We start from the raw sequence: 17,140 nt of genomic DNA on the forward strand, positions 1-17,140 counted from the left end.
TTTGAGTTTCCTAAAAAAATTAAAGAATGAAATCATCATAGCAGATGGCGCGATGGGAACTCTTCTGTACTCCTATGGTACCGACAGCTGTTTTGAGGAATTAAATCTATCACAATCTGAACAGATCCAGCACATCCATGAAGCTTACATAGGCGCAGGGGCTGAATTAATCCAAACAAATACGTATGCGGCGAATTATCTGAAGCTGCAGCGTTATGGACTGGAGGACTCCGTTAAGGAGATTAACAGTGCTGCAGCAAGGATTGCCAAAAAAGCTGCCAAGGGCCGCGCATATGTTGCTGGTACAATCGGCGGGATTAGAGGATTCAAGCCCAACATGATTACACTTGAAGAAATAAAAAGAAGCTTCAGAGAGCAGCTATATTGCCTGCTGCTTGAGAATGTAGATGGTATTTTGCTTGAAACCTATTATGATCTGGAAGAACTTGAGACGGTCCTTGCCATAGCCAGAAAGGAAACTGATTTGCCGATTATCGCACAGGTGTCTCTTCAGGAAGCAGGAGTTCTTCAGAACCAGACCTCTATCGGTGATGCTTTAACAAAGCTTGAAGGAATTGGTGCGGATGTTGTGGGACTCAACTGCAGGCTTGGTCCGCATCATATGCTGAAAACTCTGGAAAGTGTACCTTTGCCAAAGCATGCCTATCTATCTGCTTATCCGAACGCCAGTATTCCAGCCTATACGGACGGCAAATTTCATTATGAAGGAGATGCAGAATATTTCCGGCAGTCAGCGATTGAATTCCGAAATCAGGGTGTCCGCCTGCTTGGAGGCTGCTGTGGAACAACACCTGACCATATTAAGGCGTTTTCTGACGAATTAAAAGGGCTTGCGCCAATCGAGGAAAAAGAGACAAGGGCAATCAATAAAGTCATTGTTTCCGAAAAGCCGTCATCATCAAGAGAGCTCCCTCCCCTTCATGATATTGTCAGGGAAAGGCCTTCCGTCATTGTTGAATTGGATCCCCCAAGGAAGCTTGATACTTCACGCTTTTTTGAAGGTGCAAAAGCATTGAAGGAAGCCGGAATAGATTCGATTACACTTGCAGATAACTCCCTTGCTTCCCCCCGGGTTTGCAACTCTGCGCTTGGCTATCTCGTCAAGCAGCAGACTGGATTGCGCCCGCTTGTTCATGTGACCTGCAGGGATAGGAATATAATTGGACTGCAATCCCATTTAATGGGTCTGCACGCACTTGGATTAAATGATATTCTAGCCGTAACAGGTGATCCTGCACGTGTCGGTGATTTTCCAGGAGCATCTTCTGTATATGATGTCTCATCATTTGAATTGATCAGTATGATCAAGCAGTTAAATGAAGGGTTATCTTTTTCAGGGAAAGATCTCGGCCAGAAAGCTGCCTTTTCAGTTGCAGGCGCTTTTAACCCCAATGTCCGCTCATTGGAAAAAGCTGTTGGACGGCTTGAAAAGAAAATTGAACATGGTGCGGATTATTTCATCTCGCAGCCTGTTTTTTCTGAAGAGAAGCTGCTGGAAGTTCATGAGGCTGTGAAAGATTTAAAAGCACCTGTTTATATAGGCCTAATGCCTCTTACCGGAAGCCGGAATGCTGAGTTTCTGCATAATGAAGTTCCTGGAATCAAAATTTCGGACAGCATTAGAAACCGTATGGCTTCATTAAAGGATGATCCTGCACAGGCTGGAGCTGAAGGCATAGCCATTGCCAAGTCGCTGATCGATGCCGCGGCAGAGCTGTTTAATGGCATTTACCTCATCACTCCATTTATGCGCTATGAAATGACTGTTGAACTATCAAACTATGCCCGTGAGACAACCGAGCGGCTTTCAAGGAGGAAACAACATGCATAAACCATCACTGCAGGAGCAGCTAAAAAAGAAAATCCTGATCATGGATGGAGCAATGGGCACCATGCTGCAGAGGGCCAATCTTACCGCGGATGACTTTGGCGGTGAAGAATATGAAGGCTGCAACGAGAATTTAAATATAACAGCTCCTTCGGTGATAGAACATATTCACCTTGAATATTTAAAAGCCGGCGCAGATATTATTGAAACCAATACTTTTGGCGCAACCAGCATTGTTCTGGCAGATTACGACCTGGAAGAAAAAGCTTATGATCTAAATAAAATTGCTGTTGAAATTGCCAGAGAAGCTGCAGACCGCATTTCAACTCCTGAATGGCCGAGGTATGTGGCTGGTGCCATGGGACCTACGACGAAGACGCTGAGTGTAACAGGCGGGTCTACATTTGAAGAAATGATAGAGGCTTATGAAGAACAAGCCAGAGGGTTAATTGACGGTGGAGCCGATCTTCTCCTCCTGGAAACCAGCCAGGACATGCTGAATGTGAAGGCTGGTTTTATCGGCATTGAAAATGCATCAAAAAAGACGGGAATTAAACTTCCGCTCATCGTTTCGGGAACGATTGAACCGATGGGCACGACTCTGGCAGGCCAATCGATTGAAGCATTTTATATTTCGCTGGAACACATGAAACCACTGGCAGTCGGACTCAACTGTGCGACAGGGCCCGAATTCATGCAGGACCATATCCGTTCTTTGTCAGGATTGGCATCTACTGCAGTCAGCTGCTATCCCAATGCAGGATTGCCTGATGAGGAAGGACAGTACCATGAAACTCCGGAATCACTGGCGAGCAAGCTTGAGGGCTTTGCCAAGGAAGGCTGGCTGAATATCGTAGGCGGCTGCTGCGGAACCACCCCTGAACATATCCAGGCGATTGCTGAGTCGGTTAAAGAATATAAACCCAGGAATTATGAGGGGAATTCACTCCATAAAGTTTCTGGAATTGAACCTCTGATTTATGATGACCCGACATTAAGGCCTATTATGGTCGGCGAGCGTACAAATGTAATTGGCTCTCGCAAGTTTAAAAGGCTGATTGCTGAAGGAAAGTTCGAGGAAGCTGCTGAAATAGGCCGGGCACAGGTAAAAGGCGGAGCCCACGTTATTGATATTTGCCTTGCAGATCCTGACCGTGAAGAAATGCAGGATGTTGAAAATTTTATCAAGGAGTTAGTAAAAAAAATTAAGGTTCCGCTGGTCATTGATTCAACTGACGAAACGGTTATCGAGAAGGCCCTCACTTATTCACAGGGTAAAGCCATCATAAATTCCATTAATCTGGAGGATGGCGAAGAAAGATTCGAAGCTATTGCTCCACTGATCCATCGATATGGTGCAGCTGTGGTAGTAGGTACAATTGATGAAGTCGGAATGGGTGTTGCGGCGGAAAGAAAACTTGAAATTGCAAAGCGTTCGTATGATTTACTTGTAAATAAGTATCAAATTCCACCTGAGGATCTTATTTTTGACCCCCTCGTCTTCCCCGTCGGCACAGGGGATGAGCAATACATCGGGTCTGCAAAGGCAACGGTAGATGGGATAAGACTTATTAAAGAGGCTTTCCCGGAGGTTCAAACCATATTAGGAATCAGTAATGTTTCATTTGGCCTCCCTCCTGTCGGCAGGGAGATATTAAATTCAGTATTCCTGTATCACTGTACTCAAGCAGGACTCGACTATGCGATAGTGAATACGGAAAAACTTGAAAGATTTGCCTCCATTTCAAAGGAAGAGGTTTTAATGGCTGAAAAGCTCCTTTTCGAAACTACTGATGAATCACTTGCCATTTTCACTGATTTTTACCGGGATAAGAAGAAAGAAAGCAAAAGTGTTCTCCCGGATATGACCCTTGAGGAACGCCTCGCCTATTATATTCTGGAGGGAACAAAAGAAGGGCTGCTGCCTGATCTTGATCTGGCCCTGCAAGCTTACCCTGCTCCGCTTGACATCATTAATGGACCATTAATGAATGGAATGAAAGAAGTAGGAAGATTGTTCAATGATAACCAGCTGATTGTTGCAGAAGTCCTTCAAAGTGCGGAGGTTATGAAAGCATCTGTTGCATACCTGGAACCTTATATGGAAAAAGATGCTGCACAATCTTCATCCAAGGGGAAAATCATCCTTGCAACCGTTAAGGGGGATGTCCATGATATAGGGAAAAACCTTGTGGATATTATTTTAAGCAATAATGGATATGAAGTGATAGACCTGGGAATCAAGGTCTCCCCTGCTGAACTGATTGAAAAAATCAGGCGTGAGGATCCGGATATGGTCGGCCTTTCAGGTCTGCTTGTTAAATCCGCACAGCAGATGGTCATTACGGCGCATGACATGAAACAGGCAGGAATCGATATTCCGATATTAGTAGGCGGCGCTGCTCTGTCAAGAAAGTTTACAGATACTAAGATCTCAAAGGAATATGATGGACTTGTACTATATGCCAAGGATGCCATGAATGGACTAGCTCTAGCCAATCAGCTTCAGGAGCCCGAAGAAGCTGAGAAACTGAGGATTCAGCAGGCAGAAAAACAGGCAGCCGTGCTGAATGCAGTCCCTTTTGACCGCGGATCGGTTGCAGTTGCAGTAAAGCCTAAACCAACAGTCAGCACTAAAGTGCCAGTTTTTGTTCCAAAAGACTTAAAGCGGCATTTGCTGAAAACATATTCCCTCTCACATGTCGAGCCGTATATTAATAAGCAAATGCTGATTGGCCATCACCTTGGCTTAAAAGGAAACCTGCAAAAGCTGCTTGCAGAAAAAGATGAAAAAGCGATAAAGATTAACACAATGGTGGATGAACTGATTGCTGAAGCAAAAGAGAAAAACTGGATTGAACCAAAAGCAGTTTATCAATTCTTCCCTGCCCAGTCAGATGGCGATAAGGTGTATATCTATGATGAAGATGAAAAAACGGTCATTGAAACGTTTGAGTTCCCGCGCCAGGAAACGGAGCCATTCCTATGTCTGGCAGACTTCCTTAAATCAAAAGAAAGCGGTCAAATGGATTATGCTGCCTTCTTTACTGTAACAGCCGGGAAGGGTATACGCGGTATAGCAGACCGTTTAAAAGCCGCAGGCAGATTCCTGGAAAGTCATGCCCTGCAGTCGCTGGCTTTGGAGACAGCTGAAGGGCTTGCCGAGCTGATCCATCGTCAGATACGGGATCGCTGGGGATTCCCTGATCCAGTTGAAATGACTATGAAAGACCGTTTTGCGGCGAAGTACCAGGGACAGCGCTTTTCTTATGGATATCCTGCGTGCCCTGATCTGGAGGACCAGAAAAAGCTATTTAGGCTTATACAGCCTGAGGATATTGGTATTAAGCTAACAGAAGAATGCATGATGGAACCGGAAGCCTCTGTATCTGCAATGGTCTTTGCCCATCCCGAAGCAAGATATTTTAATGTATTAAGATAGTATAATACCCGGCAAATAATTTGCCGGGTATTTGCCTTTCCCCTTTTAAAACCTTTACAATGGTTATATTCCAAGGAGGGGAGATTTTTATGAATGTTCTCTGGGATTTAGATGGCACTATTCTAGATACATGGCCCACATTGGTTCAGGCTTTTATTCGCATATCCGGCAAAGAGCTGAATCCTCGTGAAGTTCTTATGCCTCTTAAAAACGGGACAGCATATCAGAAATTTAATGTTTCTCCGGAAAAAATTGCTGATTTTCGTCAAATGGAAGCAACTTTTAAGCATGATGAGAAGCCATTATTTCCATATGTCAGACAAATATTAGAACAAAATAATTTAAACGTGCTGGTAACCCATCGGAATCGGCAATCTACTGAGGAGCTGCTCGAGTATTGGAAACTCACTTCCTATTTTGAAGAAGTTATCTGTCCTGAATTTGATGGTTTCTCCTTAAAGCCGGATCCCGAATCCTATGAATATCTTCATCGGCGCTATCATATTGATTTGGCCATTGGCGACCAGGATACAGATTTAATGCCTGCCAGACAGATCGGCATCAGCACCTGTTCATTCCGCAACCCTAACCCCTATGCAGATTTCACGATTGATTGTTATTCAAAATTTGAATTTGAGAAATAAGGAACCAGGGACTTCAATTTGATAAAGTCCCTGGTTTATTCCGATCAAGTTAATTAACTGATCTTCGCGTATTGATCCTGATTACTCTGTCAGTTTTTGAATCAAATTCAATATCAATGTATAAACCGAATTCCTTGCCCTCATCCTCTATCCATAGCTTGAACTTTTCGATGTCTGTCGTTTGTCTTTTTTCTCTGCCGATATGCAAGTAGTCAAGAATTTTAGCTTTTGGGTATTTCTTTTTTGCTGTTTCCATTGCAAGTCTTCCCCATTTAGCATAGGCTGGCTCTGGTCTTTCAGTATGCGCTTCTACGTACAATGCCCGAATGGGAATGTATTCTGATAAAGCGAACAAAACCATAAGGCTGATAATTATTTTTTTCATTTTATACCTCTTTCAGTAAAAAATCTTAATCGTTATTCCCGTTATCCATGCTTTCTTCCTTCATCCTTTCTTCTTCCTCCTCTACACAGATATAAGCAATTTGTTCTTCCATTAGATGATGAAGAATATCTTTATCATCTGTACAGGACGTGTCCTTTTTTTCCATTATCCTCTCTCCTCTCTCTTATTCATTCGGGATATATTAAAGTAATTTCTTAATCCGCCAACTGCCGCCGATAACATTTTTTTATCCACAAATGCCATATGAAAAACATACATAAATATGGATTTCATCAAGAACAGCATAAATAGCTTCAGCTGTGAAAAACGGAGAAGCTTCCAAATCCCGATCTTTTTGAACCAATTATAAAAAGGGTAGGCGAAAAAGGCGTCAACAACTGTATTCAAAAGGATATACAGCAAGGGCCTGCCATAAGTTAATTTTAATATCCATATAGATCCCGCAAAAAACGGCCCTAATATCATTGGCAATTCACCACTGAGCTTTGGAAGAAGTCTTTCCTTAATAGTCCACCATTTGTTTTTTTCAGCGATAAATCCTTCTATCAAAACATAAAGGCACATAAAAATGGCTGCTGGATAAAAACGTTTAAAATCCCTTTTGCCTATGAACGGAACGGTCAGCCAGGAAAGGAGAATTATAAGCACCAAATATAGCTTCTTTTTCATCTTACCCCACCTTTTTTTAAAGGTTTTGTATTTATAGGAAATTTATTCACTCTTTCCGCATGAAGGGCAGACATTTTTAACTTTCCTTTTAAATATGTGTTTTGAACATTCCAATATGTGTAATAGATTAACAAGCATAGAAGGAGCTGATCAGTATGTTAACAATGTATAAATGCAAAAATTTCAATAAAACTGGTAAAATCCTGCTCCCAGGCAAGTGGCGCAGCCAATTTGGGCTTTTGCCGGGAAAACTGGCTGATCTTCGCTTCGACCAGGATCAAATTATTATTGAGAAGGCCGATTTGGAATCAACCCATAATAAAAGACTTGTATCTGAAAATGGTTCTATTCATATTCCAAAAGAACTTCAGCTTCTTCTTGACATAACGGAGAAAGAAGAATATTGCCTTTTCATTGATGAGGAGGATAAGAGTTTTGTCCTTAAGATAATTTCAGAACACTAAGAAAGCTGCAGCTAGTTCCTTAGCAGCAGCTTTTCAGCAGATATATTTTCCTGTCAGCTTTGAAAGTGCCTTGCAAAACTTTTCCCAGCCCTTAGGGAATGCCTGTATGCCCTGACTCTCAAATATATTCTCCTTTGTAATCAGCTTTATGGACCATGTCACACTATCTAGTATGATTCCTGGGTTTTGGTATTCCTTTTGCCACTTCCAAAATTTAAGCCTATATAATTCCTTCTTAAATTCCTCAATGCTGCCTGATGCTGCAGGGAGAGCATTTCGAGGTGAGAATGAACTTAAATGCCATTCAAAATAGACAAATCGTCCATTGATAAAATCTACTTCAATTTTGTACCACGGCCCGGGATAACCGCCGAGGCTGACACTCAATAGGATGGGGTCTTTATCAGGGTCAATCGTGACAATATTATTTTTTATATGGAAAATTTCTCTTTTTCTGCTGATGACAGATTTTACATGTGATAATTCAAGCGGTTTCTGGTTGGAATTCTGAAAGTTGCTTAGTCTATTCATTTCGTCAAGCAAGGAAGGAATTGATATAGCTCCCTTTTTCTCCAGGATATCCAAAATATTCTCGAAAATACTCATTGTTTCTTCCTCCATCAAAACAGGGTGATGTAAATACCAAAGAATGTTTTCTTCCCTAATATCCTTTTTTCCTCCTGTGCAAACATTATTTAGTTATCAAGGAATATGAGTGAATAAAATCCGCCTGCTCATTGCACGCTATTGATTGGGAGGTGCAGCCGTGGATCCAATAAAACCAGGAAGCAAAAAGCTGCCGGATTTCGAAGAACTGAATGATCGGATGATTGCCGGGCATACTTCGGGGCCAACACTTGTGATAAAGACAAATCTAGATCCAGAAAATTCGACTGAAGATAATCCTTACTTTAAGAATAAAGCCGAAACGGATACAGAAGAATTTAGGGAATATTTTGAGGAATAAAATGAAACCGGCAGGCCTTTTGCCTGCCGGTTTGCTGTATTATTTAGAAATCGAAGTTATCAGGGTCCGGACCTACTCGTCTATTTTCATTTAAGCCGCTGATTTTGTCCATATCTTCTGAAGAAAGCTCAAAGTCAAATACATCAGCATTTTCAATGATGCGATGTTCTTTTACTGACTTGGGTATTGTAACAATTTCGTTCTGAAGATCCCATCTTAAGATAACTTGTGCAACCGATTTGCTGTACTTTTGGGAAATTTCCTTCAATACTGCGTTTTCAAGAAGCTCCCCCTGTGCCAGTGGTGACCATGCTTCTATTTGAATGTCCTGTTTCTTGCAGAAGTCCCTTAGCTCAGCCTGGTTCAGCAAAGGATGAAGCTCAACCTGGTTAACCATAGGGTTTATTTCAGCCTCCTGCATCAGATCTTCAAGGTGATGGATCTGGAAGTTGCTCACACCAATTGCCTTTACTCTTTTCTCTTTATAAAGAGTTTCAAGGGCTTTCCATGTTTCTTTATATTTCCCCTTCACAGGCCAATGAATCAGGTAAAGGTCGATATAATCGAGACCCAGCTTTTTAAGGCTGGTTTCAAATGCATTGATTGTGGAATCATAGCCCTGGTCAGAATTCCAAACTTTTGTGGTAATAAAAAGTTCTTCACGAGGTACGCCTGCTTCCTTGATTGCCTGGCCTACACCTTCTTCATTCTGATAGACTGCTGCCGTATCAATGCTTTTATATCCTGCTTTAATGGCTGATTTCACTGACTGGACAACTTCGTCTCCATCCTTAACCTTAAAAACACCCAGTCCCAGCCACGGCATTTTGACACCGTTATGTAATGGTGCAGCAGATTGTAAATTTTCCATTCTTTCACCTCTTTTTATTAATTAGGATACTGGATAATTTTCTCACATTCCTTTCAGCTAACAAAATTTTTTGCCTAAAAAAGAAAAACATTGCCGCATGTTGGGCAATGCATGAACATTTACTTTTATCCGCCGAAGAAAAAGTCCAAAACATTTCCTGCATTGGAAGAGTTTTTATTATAGAATTCTGAGTATCCACAGTTTTTACAGTAAACTACCAGAAAGCGGTTATGCTGAATATCAAACATTTTGGAAAGTCCTGTACCAGTCATAGCAACTTCTTTTTGACCGGCATCATTGCTGCCGCATTTAATACAGCCTTTTTTATCCATCTTCTCACCCTTCCGATTTCTTTCTTTAATGTACGTTCACAGATAAAAAAAGTTTCGCCAATTATCATACTGTGATTTAAATCACATTTAAGTTAGTATAACTTCTATATAATGAATTAAAATTTAATTCAAGCAGGTGAAGAATCGTGAAGGATTTTAAAACGCTTTTTGATGAAATAGGCGGAACTGAAACCATTGAAAAGCTAGTGGAGGCGTTTTATCCCCGTGTTTATGAAGATCCGGTATTAAGTCCCCTTTTTGAAGGAGATATAGAGGAAATTAAGCGAAAACAGAGGATGTTTCTTACACAATTTCTTGGAGGACCGCCTCTTTACAGCCAGGAGTTTGGACCGCCGGCCATGAAGCAAAGGCATCTGCCATTTGAGATTACACCTTTGAGAGCACAAAGATGGCTTGCCTGCATGAAAGAGGCCTTTAAGGAATCGGGGCTGGATCAAAACCCTGCATCGGCTCTGTTCTATGATCGACTAATGCAGGTGGCGGCCATTATGGTAAATAGCCCAGAATGAGATAAGACCTTCCATCCGGAAGGTCTACTATCAGTTGGATTAGAATATTTAAAATTCAGACAGGCAAACTCCAGCACTTTTCCAGTTATAGAGATTCAAAATATTCTTTGGCATGTTCTGCTGACTGGAACATTTTAACTTCTGTCACCTCTTTTTCATCATAAGCTACTCCGAGAAATCCATCAGCAAGCTGCAGGATATCAGCAGATGATGTGTTTTCCTCTTCGACGATAACTGTTTCTTCCATTTCAAGCTGTCCTTTTTCCGCCCATGATTGAACTTCGGCCGAGTAAGTATCAATATTCATTCCCTCATTAATACGATCTTCCAATTCAGCAACTGAGAGAGGCTTTTCTTCACCTTCTGTATTAGTAGCTTCATTATATTCCTGGCTATTAGTTGAATCATTCTTTGCTTCTCCACTATTTTCTTCCTCTGCACTGCATGCTGTCATCAGAATGCAGGCGGTAAAAGCAAGCATCCATTTACGCATATCTGATCATCTCCTTTTTTAATTCTCCTAAGCTAGTAATCTATTACCCCAAATTTTGATTTGCATTCATAATAAAAAAATAAAGCACCTGTAAAAAGGTGCTTCAGCTATTTATTCCTGAGTTTTTCTCTATCAAGTGATTGAGGCGGCTTTTCCAGCCAGTCGTTGTCTATCATAATTTTTGCTCCTTCATCTGCAAAATCACCGACTTTGATCATCATTTTACCATACTGAATAGCCAGGTCTTTTCTAACGCTTGCACCGATGGCTATTCCAAAGTCCATTACGCCGGCCGCAGTTATGCTGGCGATTAGAAACATCATTAATTTATCCGAAAAAGGTGAGATGGTTGAGTCTGTAATGGAACCATCCCACGTGCTTGGATATGCCACCTCGTCATTTTTAAGACATTGAGAAAATATTCGACATGCTCCAGGCTCATTTCATAGCCCCTTTTAAAATAATCGCGTATATTTTTTTGTCCGGCTGCCTGGCTGAATGCCAAAAGCATGGTTTTAGCAATAATGGATAGTTCGATATTCGTACCCAGATGGGCGATTTCGATGGCCAGCAGCTGCCGTCTTTTGCCGATAATTCCGCCCAGAAAACGATAATCTGATACATAACTTACTTTCTTAGGATATTCAATATATGGTGATCGAATGAAAATTCCCTTTTCTTGCATGACTTCAGCAGCCATATCAAAAAGTTTCTCTGTTTGTTCATAGTATTTTTTAAACATGCTTCGAACGTCTTTTCTTGCAGAAACTGATTTAGCAAGAGAATAGGCATTCAATCCGGTTCTTCCCAAATGATGCATGAATCTTAAATAGGTTACATCTGAACATAATTTGGGTGTGTCATTGTGCAGGTCTTTTTCATTAAATCCATCAGGTATGAGAAATTCTTCTTTTTTAAAGAGTGAGGAAATGTCGTCTATGTGATCCTTGGCGATGGATAGCGCGTATTTCAAAACCCGCAGGACATTTGGATCTTCATTTGTTTTTATATAGTGCTTATGCAGCAGACTGCTGCAGTATCTGCCATATATGTATTCCACAGCATGGCCAATTAGGACGATATCAATTTAGGAATCCTGCTGCCTTTCATATTCTCGCCAGCCGTTTAGGAAAATTATATTTATAGACTATCAGCATTATATTATCCTTCATTCAACATTTTCATTCAAATATATGGTGATTCATTGCCATTATCGTTTTTTTGCGCACGCATAAAAAAAGAACCAGCCAGAAAATGGCTGGTCCTTCAATTAATTTAACTCAAGTTCTCCTGCTTTTTTGAATCCATCTATATGGTAGGCCTCCACTTTTTTAGGGGAAATGCTATATATGTGGTCTTCGATATAGATAAGCCTTTCGATTGCATCTTCCCATTCTTCATAAATTGCATTTTCTGTCTGATGGGTAATTTGACTTTGAAGCTCGATTCCATTTTGGGCAGTAATTTTGTATAATAACGCACCCTGGTAGTCGAAATTTGATTCAAACTGGCTTCCTTCTTTATTTTGATAGATCGAAACCGGAAATCCATATAGATTTTTCTTTTTATGGATGAACAGAGCTTTGTGATCGTGATTTAAAGGTGAATATGTTCCGCGTCCTCCTATTATTTCTGTATCTTTTTCCACGGGCTTATTGGTATTACTAACATCGAATAAAGATATTTTAACACCGTCCGTTGTAATAACAGGCTGACTGCCTGGTCCTTTGCCTCCTGTTATCTTCGTATCATGTCCAAAGCCTATGAGGTGGTTTTCGTCTAATGGGTGCAGGTAATTGCTGAAGCCGGGAATTTTTAATTCACCCAGTACAGACGGTTTTTCCGGATTTGACCCATCAATAACAAAGAGCGGGTCCGTTTCCTTAAAAGTAACCATATAAATACGGTCATTCATAAACCTTGCAGAATAAATCCGTTCCCCTCTAGCCAGGTCTTCAAGCTGTCCAATCTGTTTTAAATTCTTATCCAAAATATAAAGGCTGTTGGATGAAGGAGTTCTCTCGTCCCAGGCCTCTCCCTTGGTTGTTACCACTCTGAAGTTTTCATTATATTCATCCATTGAAAACTGATTTAAAACGGTGCCTTTTATTACAGCTGATGTCTGGAACTCTACTTTTCCGTCTTTTATATTGAACTTATAGATGCTCGTATCCGGATGGGGCATCTGTCTGTCTGCGATTGTTTCATTACTGTAATTGGCGGCTGATAAGTATAGATTATTATTGGACATATAGAATTCATTTCCGCTGCCTAAGTAGCTTGTGACTGATAGTGGCTCTTTGTCGGCTCTTAAATTCAATACACCTATATTAATATAGTTTGCGTTTTGGGAACCGGGAAAATATTTTATCTCATTATAATCAACGATCTGCGGCTCCCTGCTCTCGGCAGTATCAAAATAACGAGGGCGCAGATCTGCATTTTTATTTCTTTCTAAAATCCAATATTCGGGATAATAACTTGTAATCAAATATACTCTTCCATCCATTAGCCTGGAAGCGAGCAAACTGCCTTCGATCTCCGCCTCTCTGATTTGTGCTGGTTTTTGTTTATTTTCGATATTAAAAACAATTGTTTTTGTGGAATGAAATGCAGGTGCAATCATTTTTTTTGAAGCCGGTTTTCCTATGTGATCAGGAGCATCTTTATAGCTGTGGCCCATAACAATTAATTGATTGCCCTCTATAAATAGCTGATAGGGAGAGAACTCTTGATTAAATGTTAATATAGATTCCATCTTCATTTTGTCAGCCGGCAAGGCCTTAATAATCTGGACTTTATTATCAGTAATTTTGTAAATATGCGTACCATCCGTTTTTATCAGATCAGCTTCATCTATACCGGCTACTTGAACATTTGTCGCGGAAAAGTCTGCTCCTGCAGAATCTGCTGAGCTCTTTTCACTGCTGCTCTCCTCACTCACTGCCATATCCCTTCCAGCAAGGAAAGTCCTTTCTTCATTTAGCATTTTTGAAAAGTAATTGTTCAAGTTATTTCTTGAGCCGATTGCCGGCAGGGTATTTATAACTTTGAAAGCAGTCTTTACTGATTGATTTAGGTTATGTCCGCCCTTTGTCTTGATTTCTTTAGTAAGAACCAATGTATAGTATGGAGAATTTAGATTATATCCTTCATTAGGCGGCTGAATTTCAATGGATTTATTATTATTTTCCAGTGAGATTTTTACCTGCTCTTTTTCTCCCTTCTCATTCAAAATATAAACCGACCTGCTGTTAACACTATTTGAATTAAGTTCTTTTGAAAACGCAACTTCCCACACTTTATTATTCAGAACTGTAACTTCTTCATTATTTTCTGGCAGACTACTGACAATTTTTAATCTGTTAAGAAACGAGACAGACGCCAATAAAATAATGATCAGTGTGATTCCGGCAAGAAAAAACCATTTTTTCTTCATGAAAGACACCCCTTTTTAAGTAAGTTGACGGGTTAATTCTTCCAATAGTTACAAATTAAAATTTATAAAATTTCTGAAATTAATGAATTTTCCTGGCGATAAAGGTAAAATTTAATTTATTACAGTGCAGGAAGAAGGTTTTCTCAAATGCTGGATGAGACAAACAAAAAGTATGGTTTTTTATTGCTGATTTTAGCTAACATGATTTGGGGAGGTAATTTTGTAATTGGGAGAATTGGTGTCGATTATTTTCCGCCGCTCCTCTTTTCCCTTTTGCGATGGATTATAGCATTCTTGCTTTTAACTCCTTTTATGGTCAAGCAGCTAAAAAAAGATTGGAACATTATTTGGCACCATAAACGGATACTTTTGCTATTGGCGGTGACAGGTGTAGCCGGCTACAATACAATCATTTATTTTGCGCTGCAAGACACCCCTTCTATTAATGCATCTGTGGTAAATAGTACTACACCCCTTTTTATCGCCATTCTAGCCATATTTATATTAAGAGAAAAGCTTTTAGCCCGACAGGCAGCAGGAATTCTCCTCTCAGTCTTTGGCATTTTATATATTATTTCAAAAGGATCGATAGAAATGTTTCTTTCATGGAAAATAAATGCCGGAGATCTATACGTCTTGGCAGCAGTCATTATGTGGGCATTGTATTCGGTAATTGGCAAAAAATATTCAGACGTTTTGCCGATGCTAACTTCTTTTTATGCATCCGCATTTATCGGCATTTTACTATTGGCGCCTTTAAGCTTTATTGAATATTTAGTGCTGGAAAGAAGCCCTGTCTTCACATTACCTTCCGCAGGAATCTTGCTGTATGTGGGTTTCCTGGCTTCAGTTATGGCTTTCCTATCCTGGAATTTTGGAGTTTCCTTAATTGGAGCAGCCAAAGCAGGGGTTTTCCTGAATCTTCTTCCTGTTTTCGCTATCATATTCGCATTGTGTTTTACGGAGGAAAAATTGTATTTGTATCAGATAATTGGAGGAGGAATTGTCACCTTGGGGGTAGTAATATCTTCTAAAAAATCTCTTCGATTCAAGAATCATGTTCAAGAAAATAAGTCTTCAGCATAAAAAACTCCCCTCAGTTCCTCGCTGCGGGGAGTTTCCATATATATTACCAATCCTGGGTTCGTTCTAATAAATGGTCAATTTCTACATGTCTGATCATATAGCCAAGGTCTTCTTCGGCAATTTCCGATGTAGATTCCAATAGCTGATCAATATCCATTTGCACCAATCTCATAACCAGACCTCCTGTTTTAATAAAAGAATCTAAAATCTCTTTCCTGCTATACTATTCGCTTTGTATTAGACAGGTATGGGGGCAGCTGAGAAATTTAATCAGTATTTATTACCCGGATTTCTTTGGATCTAAACATCCATACAAAGAACAAGTTGAATGGATGTTCACTTTTCGTCACGCCTCAGCGGGGAAATTAATAATATATAATGAGTTTTAAAAAATCTTAACAGGGAATAGAGTCATAAAATACATTGCAATTTGAAGGTGTCTATTATGAAAACTAACTTTAATGATTTTGCAAAGCTATTGGAATCAGCTCTTGATAAAGGGCAAACAGATGATGAAGTGACCATTCATGAATTGCTTGATGATATAAAAAATCAGCTTGAACCTCTAATCAACAAAAAGGAAATCGGCTAATGCGCCGATTTCCTTTTTTAGCTATAACCATTTGTGTGCTATTGGAAAAACGCATGCGGCAGAAAACATGCGTTTTTTTGCAGTTAGATCATTTGACCAGCTGTTCTGTGTATGGCTTTGATTGCATCTTCAAGCTGGTTTTTAGTAACATCATAGTGAGTGACAAAACGGACATAAGAAGGTCCGAAAGTGCCTGAAAGCACGCCCTCAGCTTTTAACTTTTCAACAAATTCCGATGAGTTCATTTTAAGGTTTTTTACATCAGCCACAATGATATTTGTATCCACTTGATTTACGATTTCAATCCCTCTGATTTGTCCAAGCTGCTGTGCAAGGTATTGAGCATTTTCGTGATCCTCGGCTAAACGCTCTCTCATATTTGTTAATGCAACAATTCCCGGAGCTGCTATGATCCCAGCCTGGCGGAGTCCACCGCCCAATCTTTTGCGCCATTTTCTTGCTGCAGCAATAAATTCTCTGCTGCCCGCAAGAATGGAACCAACAGGTGCTCCGAGCCCCTTTGAGAGGCATACTTGCACAGTGTCGCAATGATTGGCCAATTCAGCAGCCGGCAGGTTTAAGGCTGCGGCTGCATTAAACAGTCTTGCCCCATCAATATGTACGGGAATATTATTCGTTTTGGCAATGCTGTATATTTCTTTCATATTATCAATAGGTATTACGGCACCGCCAGCTCTATTATGAGTATTTTCGAGACAAATCAATCCTGTTTCCGGATAATGCTGATCTTCTCCCCTAATGGCATACTCCACTTCTGAGGGATTCATTGCACCTCTTGTCCCTTTCAGCGTCCTTGTCTGGACCCCGGCAAAGGCAGATGAAGCGCCGCTTTCATAATAAAAAATATGGCTTTCTGCTTCGAGAATAATTTCATTGCCCGGACGGCAATGTGTTAAGATGGCAATCTGATTTCCCTGCGTGCCGCTCGTTACAAACAGAGCTGCCTCCTTACCAAGCACCTCAGCAGCGGTCTCTTCCAATTTATTTATTGATGGATCCTCTCCATATACGTCATCCCCAACTTCTGCTTCATAAGCCGCTTTCCTCATTTCTTCAGTTGGTTTTGTAACCGTATCACTTCTTAAATCAATCATTTCCTCACCCTGTCCTTCTCTATTTTTAGTCCATGTTACTGTACTATTCAGTATTTTTCAATAAAGAGAGAATCCATTTAATTAATGTATGGAGATTCTTATTGGCGGTTTTTTGTTTGAATATAGAAGTAACATATAATAATTTGGGTGTTGCATTAAAGTTCAAAATTTGTTCAAAAGTTGTTTTGATGACCAAAACCCTGTAATAATGCTATTTGCACAAAATTATCAGCTGTCCAAA

The 17,140-nt window shown here is 40.3% G+C and carries 20 protein-coding genes; 8 read left to right on the forward strand and 12 right to left on the reverse strand.

The window, feature by feature from the left end:
• Nucleotide 1: 1 nt before the first annotated feature.
• The 3 genes from ACR42H_RS12785 (at nt 2) to ACR42H_RS12795 (ending at nt 5,935) form a co-directional block, all read left to right on the forward strand.
• Nucleotides 2-1,852, forward strand: a complete 1,851-nt coding sequence (locus tag ACR42H_RS12785; RefSeq protein ID WP_436376572.1) for a bifunctional homocysteine S-methyltransferase/methylenetetrahydrofolate reductase — start codon at nt 2-4, stop codon at nt 1,850-1,852.
• On the forward strand, nt 1,845-5,291 hold the full coding sequence (gene metH, locus ACR42H_RS12790) for a methionine synthase (RefSeq protein WP_436376574.1): 3,447 nt from the start codon (nt 1,845-1,847) through the stop codon (nt 5,289-5,291). The genes ACR42H_RS12785 and metH overlap by 8 nt, the downstream gene beginning before the upstream one ends.
• Nucleotides 5,292-5,380: 89 nt before the next feature.
• Nucleotides 5,381-5,935 (forward strand): HAD hydrolase-like protein, encoded by a 555-nt coding sequence (locus ACR42H_RS12795; protein WP_436376575.1) that lies wholly within the window; start codon nt 5,381-5,383, stop codon nt 5,933-5,935.
• A 49-nt stretch (nt 5,936-5,984) separates the two neighbouring features.
• Here ACR42H_RS12795 and ACR42H_RS12800 read toward each other — a convergent pair whose 3' ends face one another.
• From ACR42H_RS12800 to ACR42H_RS12810, 3 genes are read right to left on the reverse strand one after another with little or no spacing between them, the layout of a single operon-like run.
• Complete coding sequence (locus tag ACR42H_RS12800; RefSeq protein ID WP_436376577.1) at nt 5,985-6,320, reverse strand: DUF3889 domain-containing protein; 336 nt, start codon at nt 6,318-6,320, stop codon at nt 5,985-5,987.
• A 25-nt stretch (nt 6,321-6,345) separates the two neighbouring features.
• Complete coding sequence (locus ACR42H_RS12805) at nt 6,346-6,486, reverse strand: hypothetical protein (RefSeq protein ID WP_436376579.1); 141 nt, start codon at nt 6,484-6,486, stop codon at nt 6,346-6,348.
• Nucleotides 6,486-7,010, reverse strand: a complete 525-nt coding sequence (locus ACR42H_RS12810; RefSeq protein ID WP_436376581.1) for a hypothetical protein — start codon at nt 7,008-7,010, stop codon at nt 6,486-6,488. The genes ACR42H_RS12805 and ACR42H_RS12810 overlap by 1 nt, the downstream gene beginning before the upstream one ends.
• Nucleotides 7,011-7,165: 155 nt before the next feature.
• Here ACR42H_RS12810 and ACR42H_RS12815 point away from each other — a divergent pair, with 155 nt between their 5' ends.
• Nucleotides 7,166-7,474 (forward strand): hypothetical protein, encoded by a 309-nt coding sequence (locus ACR42H_RS12815; protein ID WP_436376583.1) that lies wholly within the window; start codon nt 7,166-7,168, stop codon nt 7,472-7,474.
• A gap of 33 nt (nt 7,475-7,507) precedes the next feature.
• Here ACR42H_RS12815 and ACR42H_RS12820 read toward each other — a convergent pair whose 3' ends face one another.
• Nucleotides 7,508-8,080 (reverse strand): hypothetical protein, encoded by a 573-nt coding sequence (locus tag ACR42H_RS12820; protein ID WP_436376585.1) that lies wholly within the window; start codon nt 8,078-8,080, stop codon nt 7,508-7,510.
• A gap of 160 nt (nt 8,081-8,240) precedes the next feature.
• On the opposite strand from ACR42H_RS12820, the gene ACR42H_RS12825 reads away from it, so the two are divergent.
• Nucleotides 8,241-8,441: a hypothetical protein gene (locus tag ACR42H_RS12825; protein ID WP_113880954.1), complete on the forward strand. Its 201-nt coding sequence runs from the start codon at nt 8,241-8,243 to the stop codon at nt 8,439-8,441.
• A gap of 43 nt (nt 8,442-8,484) precedes the next feature.
• On the opposite strand, the gene ACR42H_RS12830 is transcribed toward ACR42H_RS12825, so the two are convergent.
• Both ACR42H_RS12830 and ACR42H_RS12835 read right to left on the reverse strand, forming a co-directional pair.
• Nucleotides 8,485-9,312 carry an aldo/keto reductase gene (locus tag ACR42H_RS12830; RefSeq protein ID WP_436376587.1) on the reverse strand — a complete coding sequence of 276 codons (828 nt, stop codon included), beginning with the start codon at nt 9,310-9,312 and terminating at the stop codon, nt 8,485-8,487.
• Between the two features lie 125 nt (nt 9,313-9,437).
• Nucleotides 9,438-9,644: a zinc ribbon domain-containing protein gene (locus tag ACR42H_RS12835; protein WP_113880956.1), complete on the reverse strand. Its 207-nt coding sequence runs from the start codon at nt 9,642-9,644 to the stop codon at nt 9,438-9,440.
• A 143-nt stretch (nt 9,645-9,787) separates the two neighbouring features.
• On the opposite strand from ACR42H_RS12835, the gene ACR42H_RS12840 reads away from it, so the two are divergent.
• The gene (locus ACR42H_RS12840) at nt 9,788-10,174 is read left to right on the forward strand and encodes a globin (RefSeq protein WP_113880957.1); all 387 of its coding nucleotides are present in this window, start codon (nt 9,788-9,790) and stop codon (nt 10,172-10,174) included.
• A gap of 85 nt (nt 10,175-10,259) precedes the next feature.
• Here ACR42H_RS12840 and ACR42H_RS12845 read toward each other — a convergent pair whose 3' ends face one another.
• The 4 genes from ACR42H_RS12845 to ACR42H_RS12860 all read right to left on the reverse strand — a co-directional run bounded on the left by ACR42H_RS12845 (nt 10,260) and on the right by ACR42H_RS12860 (nt 14,106).
• Complete coding sequence (locus ACR42H_RS12845; RefSeq protein WP_113880958.1) at nt 10,260-10,667, reverse strand: hypothetical protein; 408 nt, start codon at nt 10,665-10,667, stop codon at nt 10,260-10,262.
• Between the two features lie 107 nt (nt 10,668-10,774).
• Nucleotides 10,775-11,059 carry a DUF3231 family protein gene (locus ACR42H_RS12850; RefSeq protein WP_258549794.1) on the reverse strand — a complete coding sequence of 95 codons (285 nt, stop codon included), beginning with the start codon at nt 11,057-11,059 and terminating at the stop codon, nt 10,775-10,777.
• Nucleotides 10,990-11,727, reverse strand: coding sequence for a DUF3231 family protein (locus ACR42H_RS12855; protein WP_436376589.1), 738 nt, complete (start codon nt 11,725-11,727; stop codon nt 10,990-10,992). The genes ACR42H_RS12850 and ACR42H_RS12855 overlap by 70 nt, the downstream gene beginning before the upstream one ends.
• A 210-nt stretch (nt 11,728-11,937) precedes the next feature.
• A complete protein-coding gene (locus ACR42H_RS12860) occupies nt 11,938-14,106 on the reverse strand; it encodes a beta-propeller domain-containing protein (RefSeq protein ID WP_436376591.1) in 2,169 nt (722 codons plus the stop codon).
• 147 nt (nt 14,107-14,253) lie between these two features.
• Here ACR42H_RS12860 and ACR42H_RS12865 point away from each other — a divergent pair, with 147 nt between their 5' ends.
• A complete protein-coding gene (locus ACR42H_RS12865; RefSeq protein WP_436376593.1) occupies nt 14,254-15,192 on the forward strand; it encodes a DMT family transporter in 939 nt (312 codons plus the stop codon).
• 43 nt (nt 15,193-15,235) lie between these two features.
• Here the strand turns inward: ACR42H_RS12865 and ACR42H_RS12870 are convergent, their stop codons facing one another.
• A complete protein-coding gene (locus ACR42H_RS12870; protein ID WP_258549796.1) occupies nt 15,236-15,364 on the reverse strand; it encodes a hypothetical protein in 129 nt (42 codons plus the stop codon).
• Nucleotides 15,365-15,637: 273 nt separating this feature from the next.
• Between ACR42H_RS12870 and ACR42H_RS12875 the strand changes: the two genes are divergently transcribed.
• Nucleotides 15,638-15,784, forward strand: a complete 147-nt coding sequence (locus tag ACR42H_RS12875) for a hypothetical protein (protein ID WP_166672426.1) — start codon at nt 15,638-15,640, stop codon at nt 15,782-15,784.
• Nucleotides 15,785-15,867: 83 nt separating this feature from the next.
• Here ACR42H_RS12875 and ltaE read toward each other — a convergent pair whose 3' ends face one another.
• Nucleotides 15,868-16,899, reverse strand: a complete 1,032-nt coding sequence (gene ltaE / locus ACR42H_RS12880; protein ID WP_436376596.1) for a low-specificity L-threonine aldolase — start codon at nt 16,897-16,899, stop codon at nt 15,868-15,870.
• Nucleotides 16,900-17,140: the final 241 nt, after the last annotated feature.

It is taken from the genome of Cytobacillus sp. BC1816 (assembly GCF_051353635.1).
Lineage (GTDB): Bacteria > Bacillota > Bacilli > Bacillales > Cytobacillaceae > Cytobacillus > Cytobacillus oceanisediminis_C.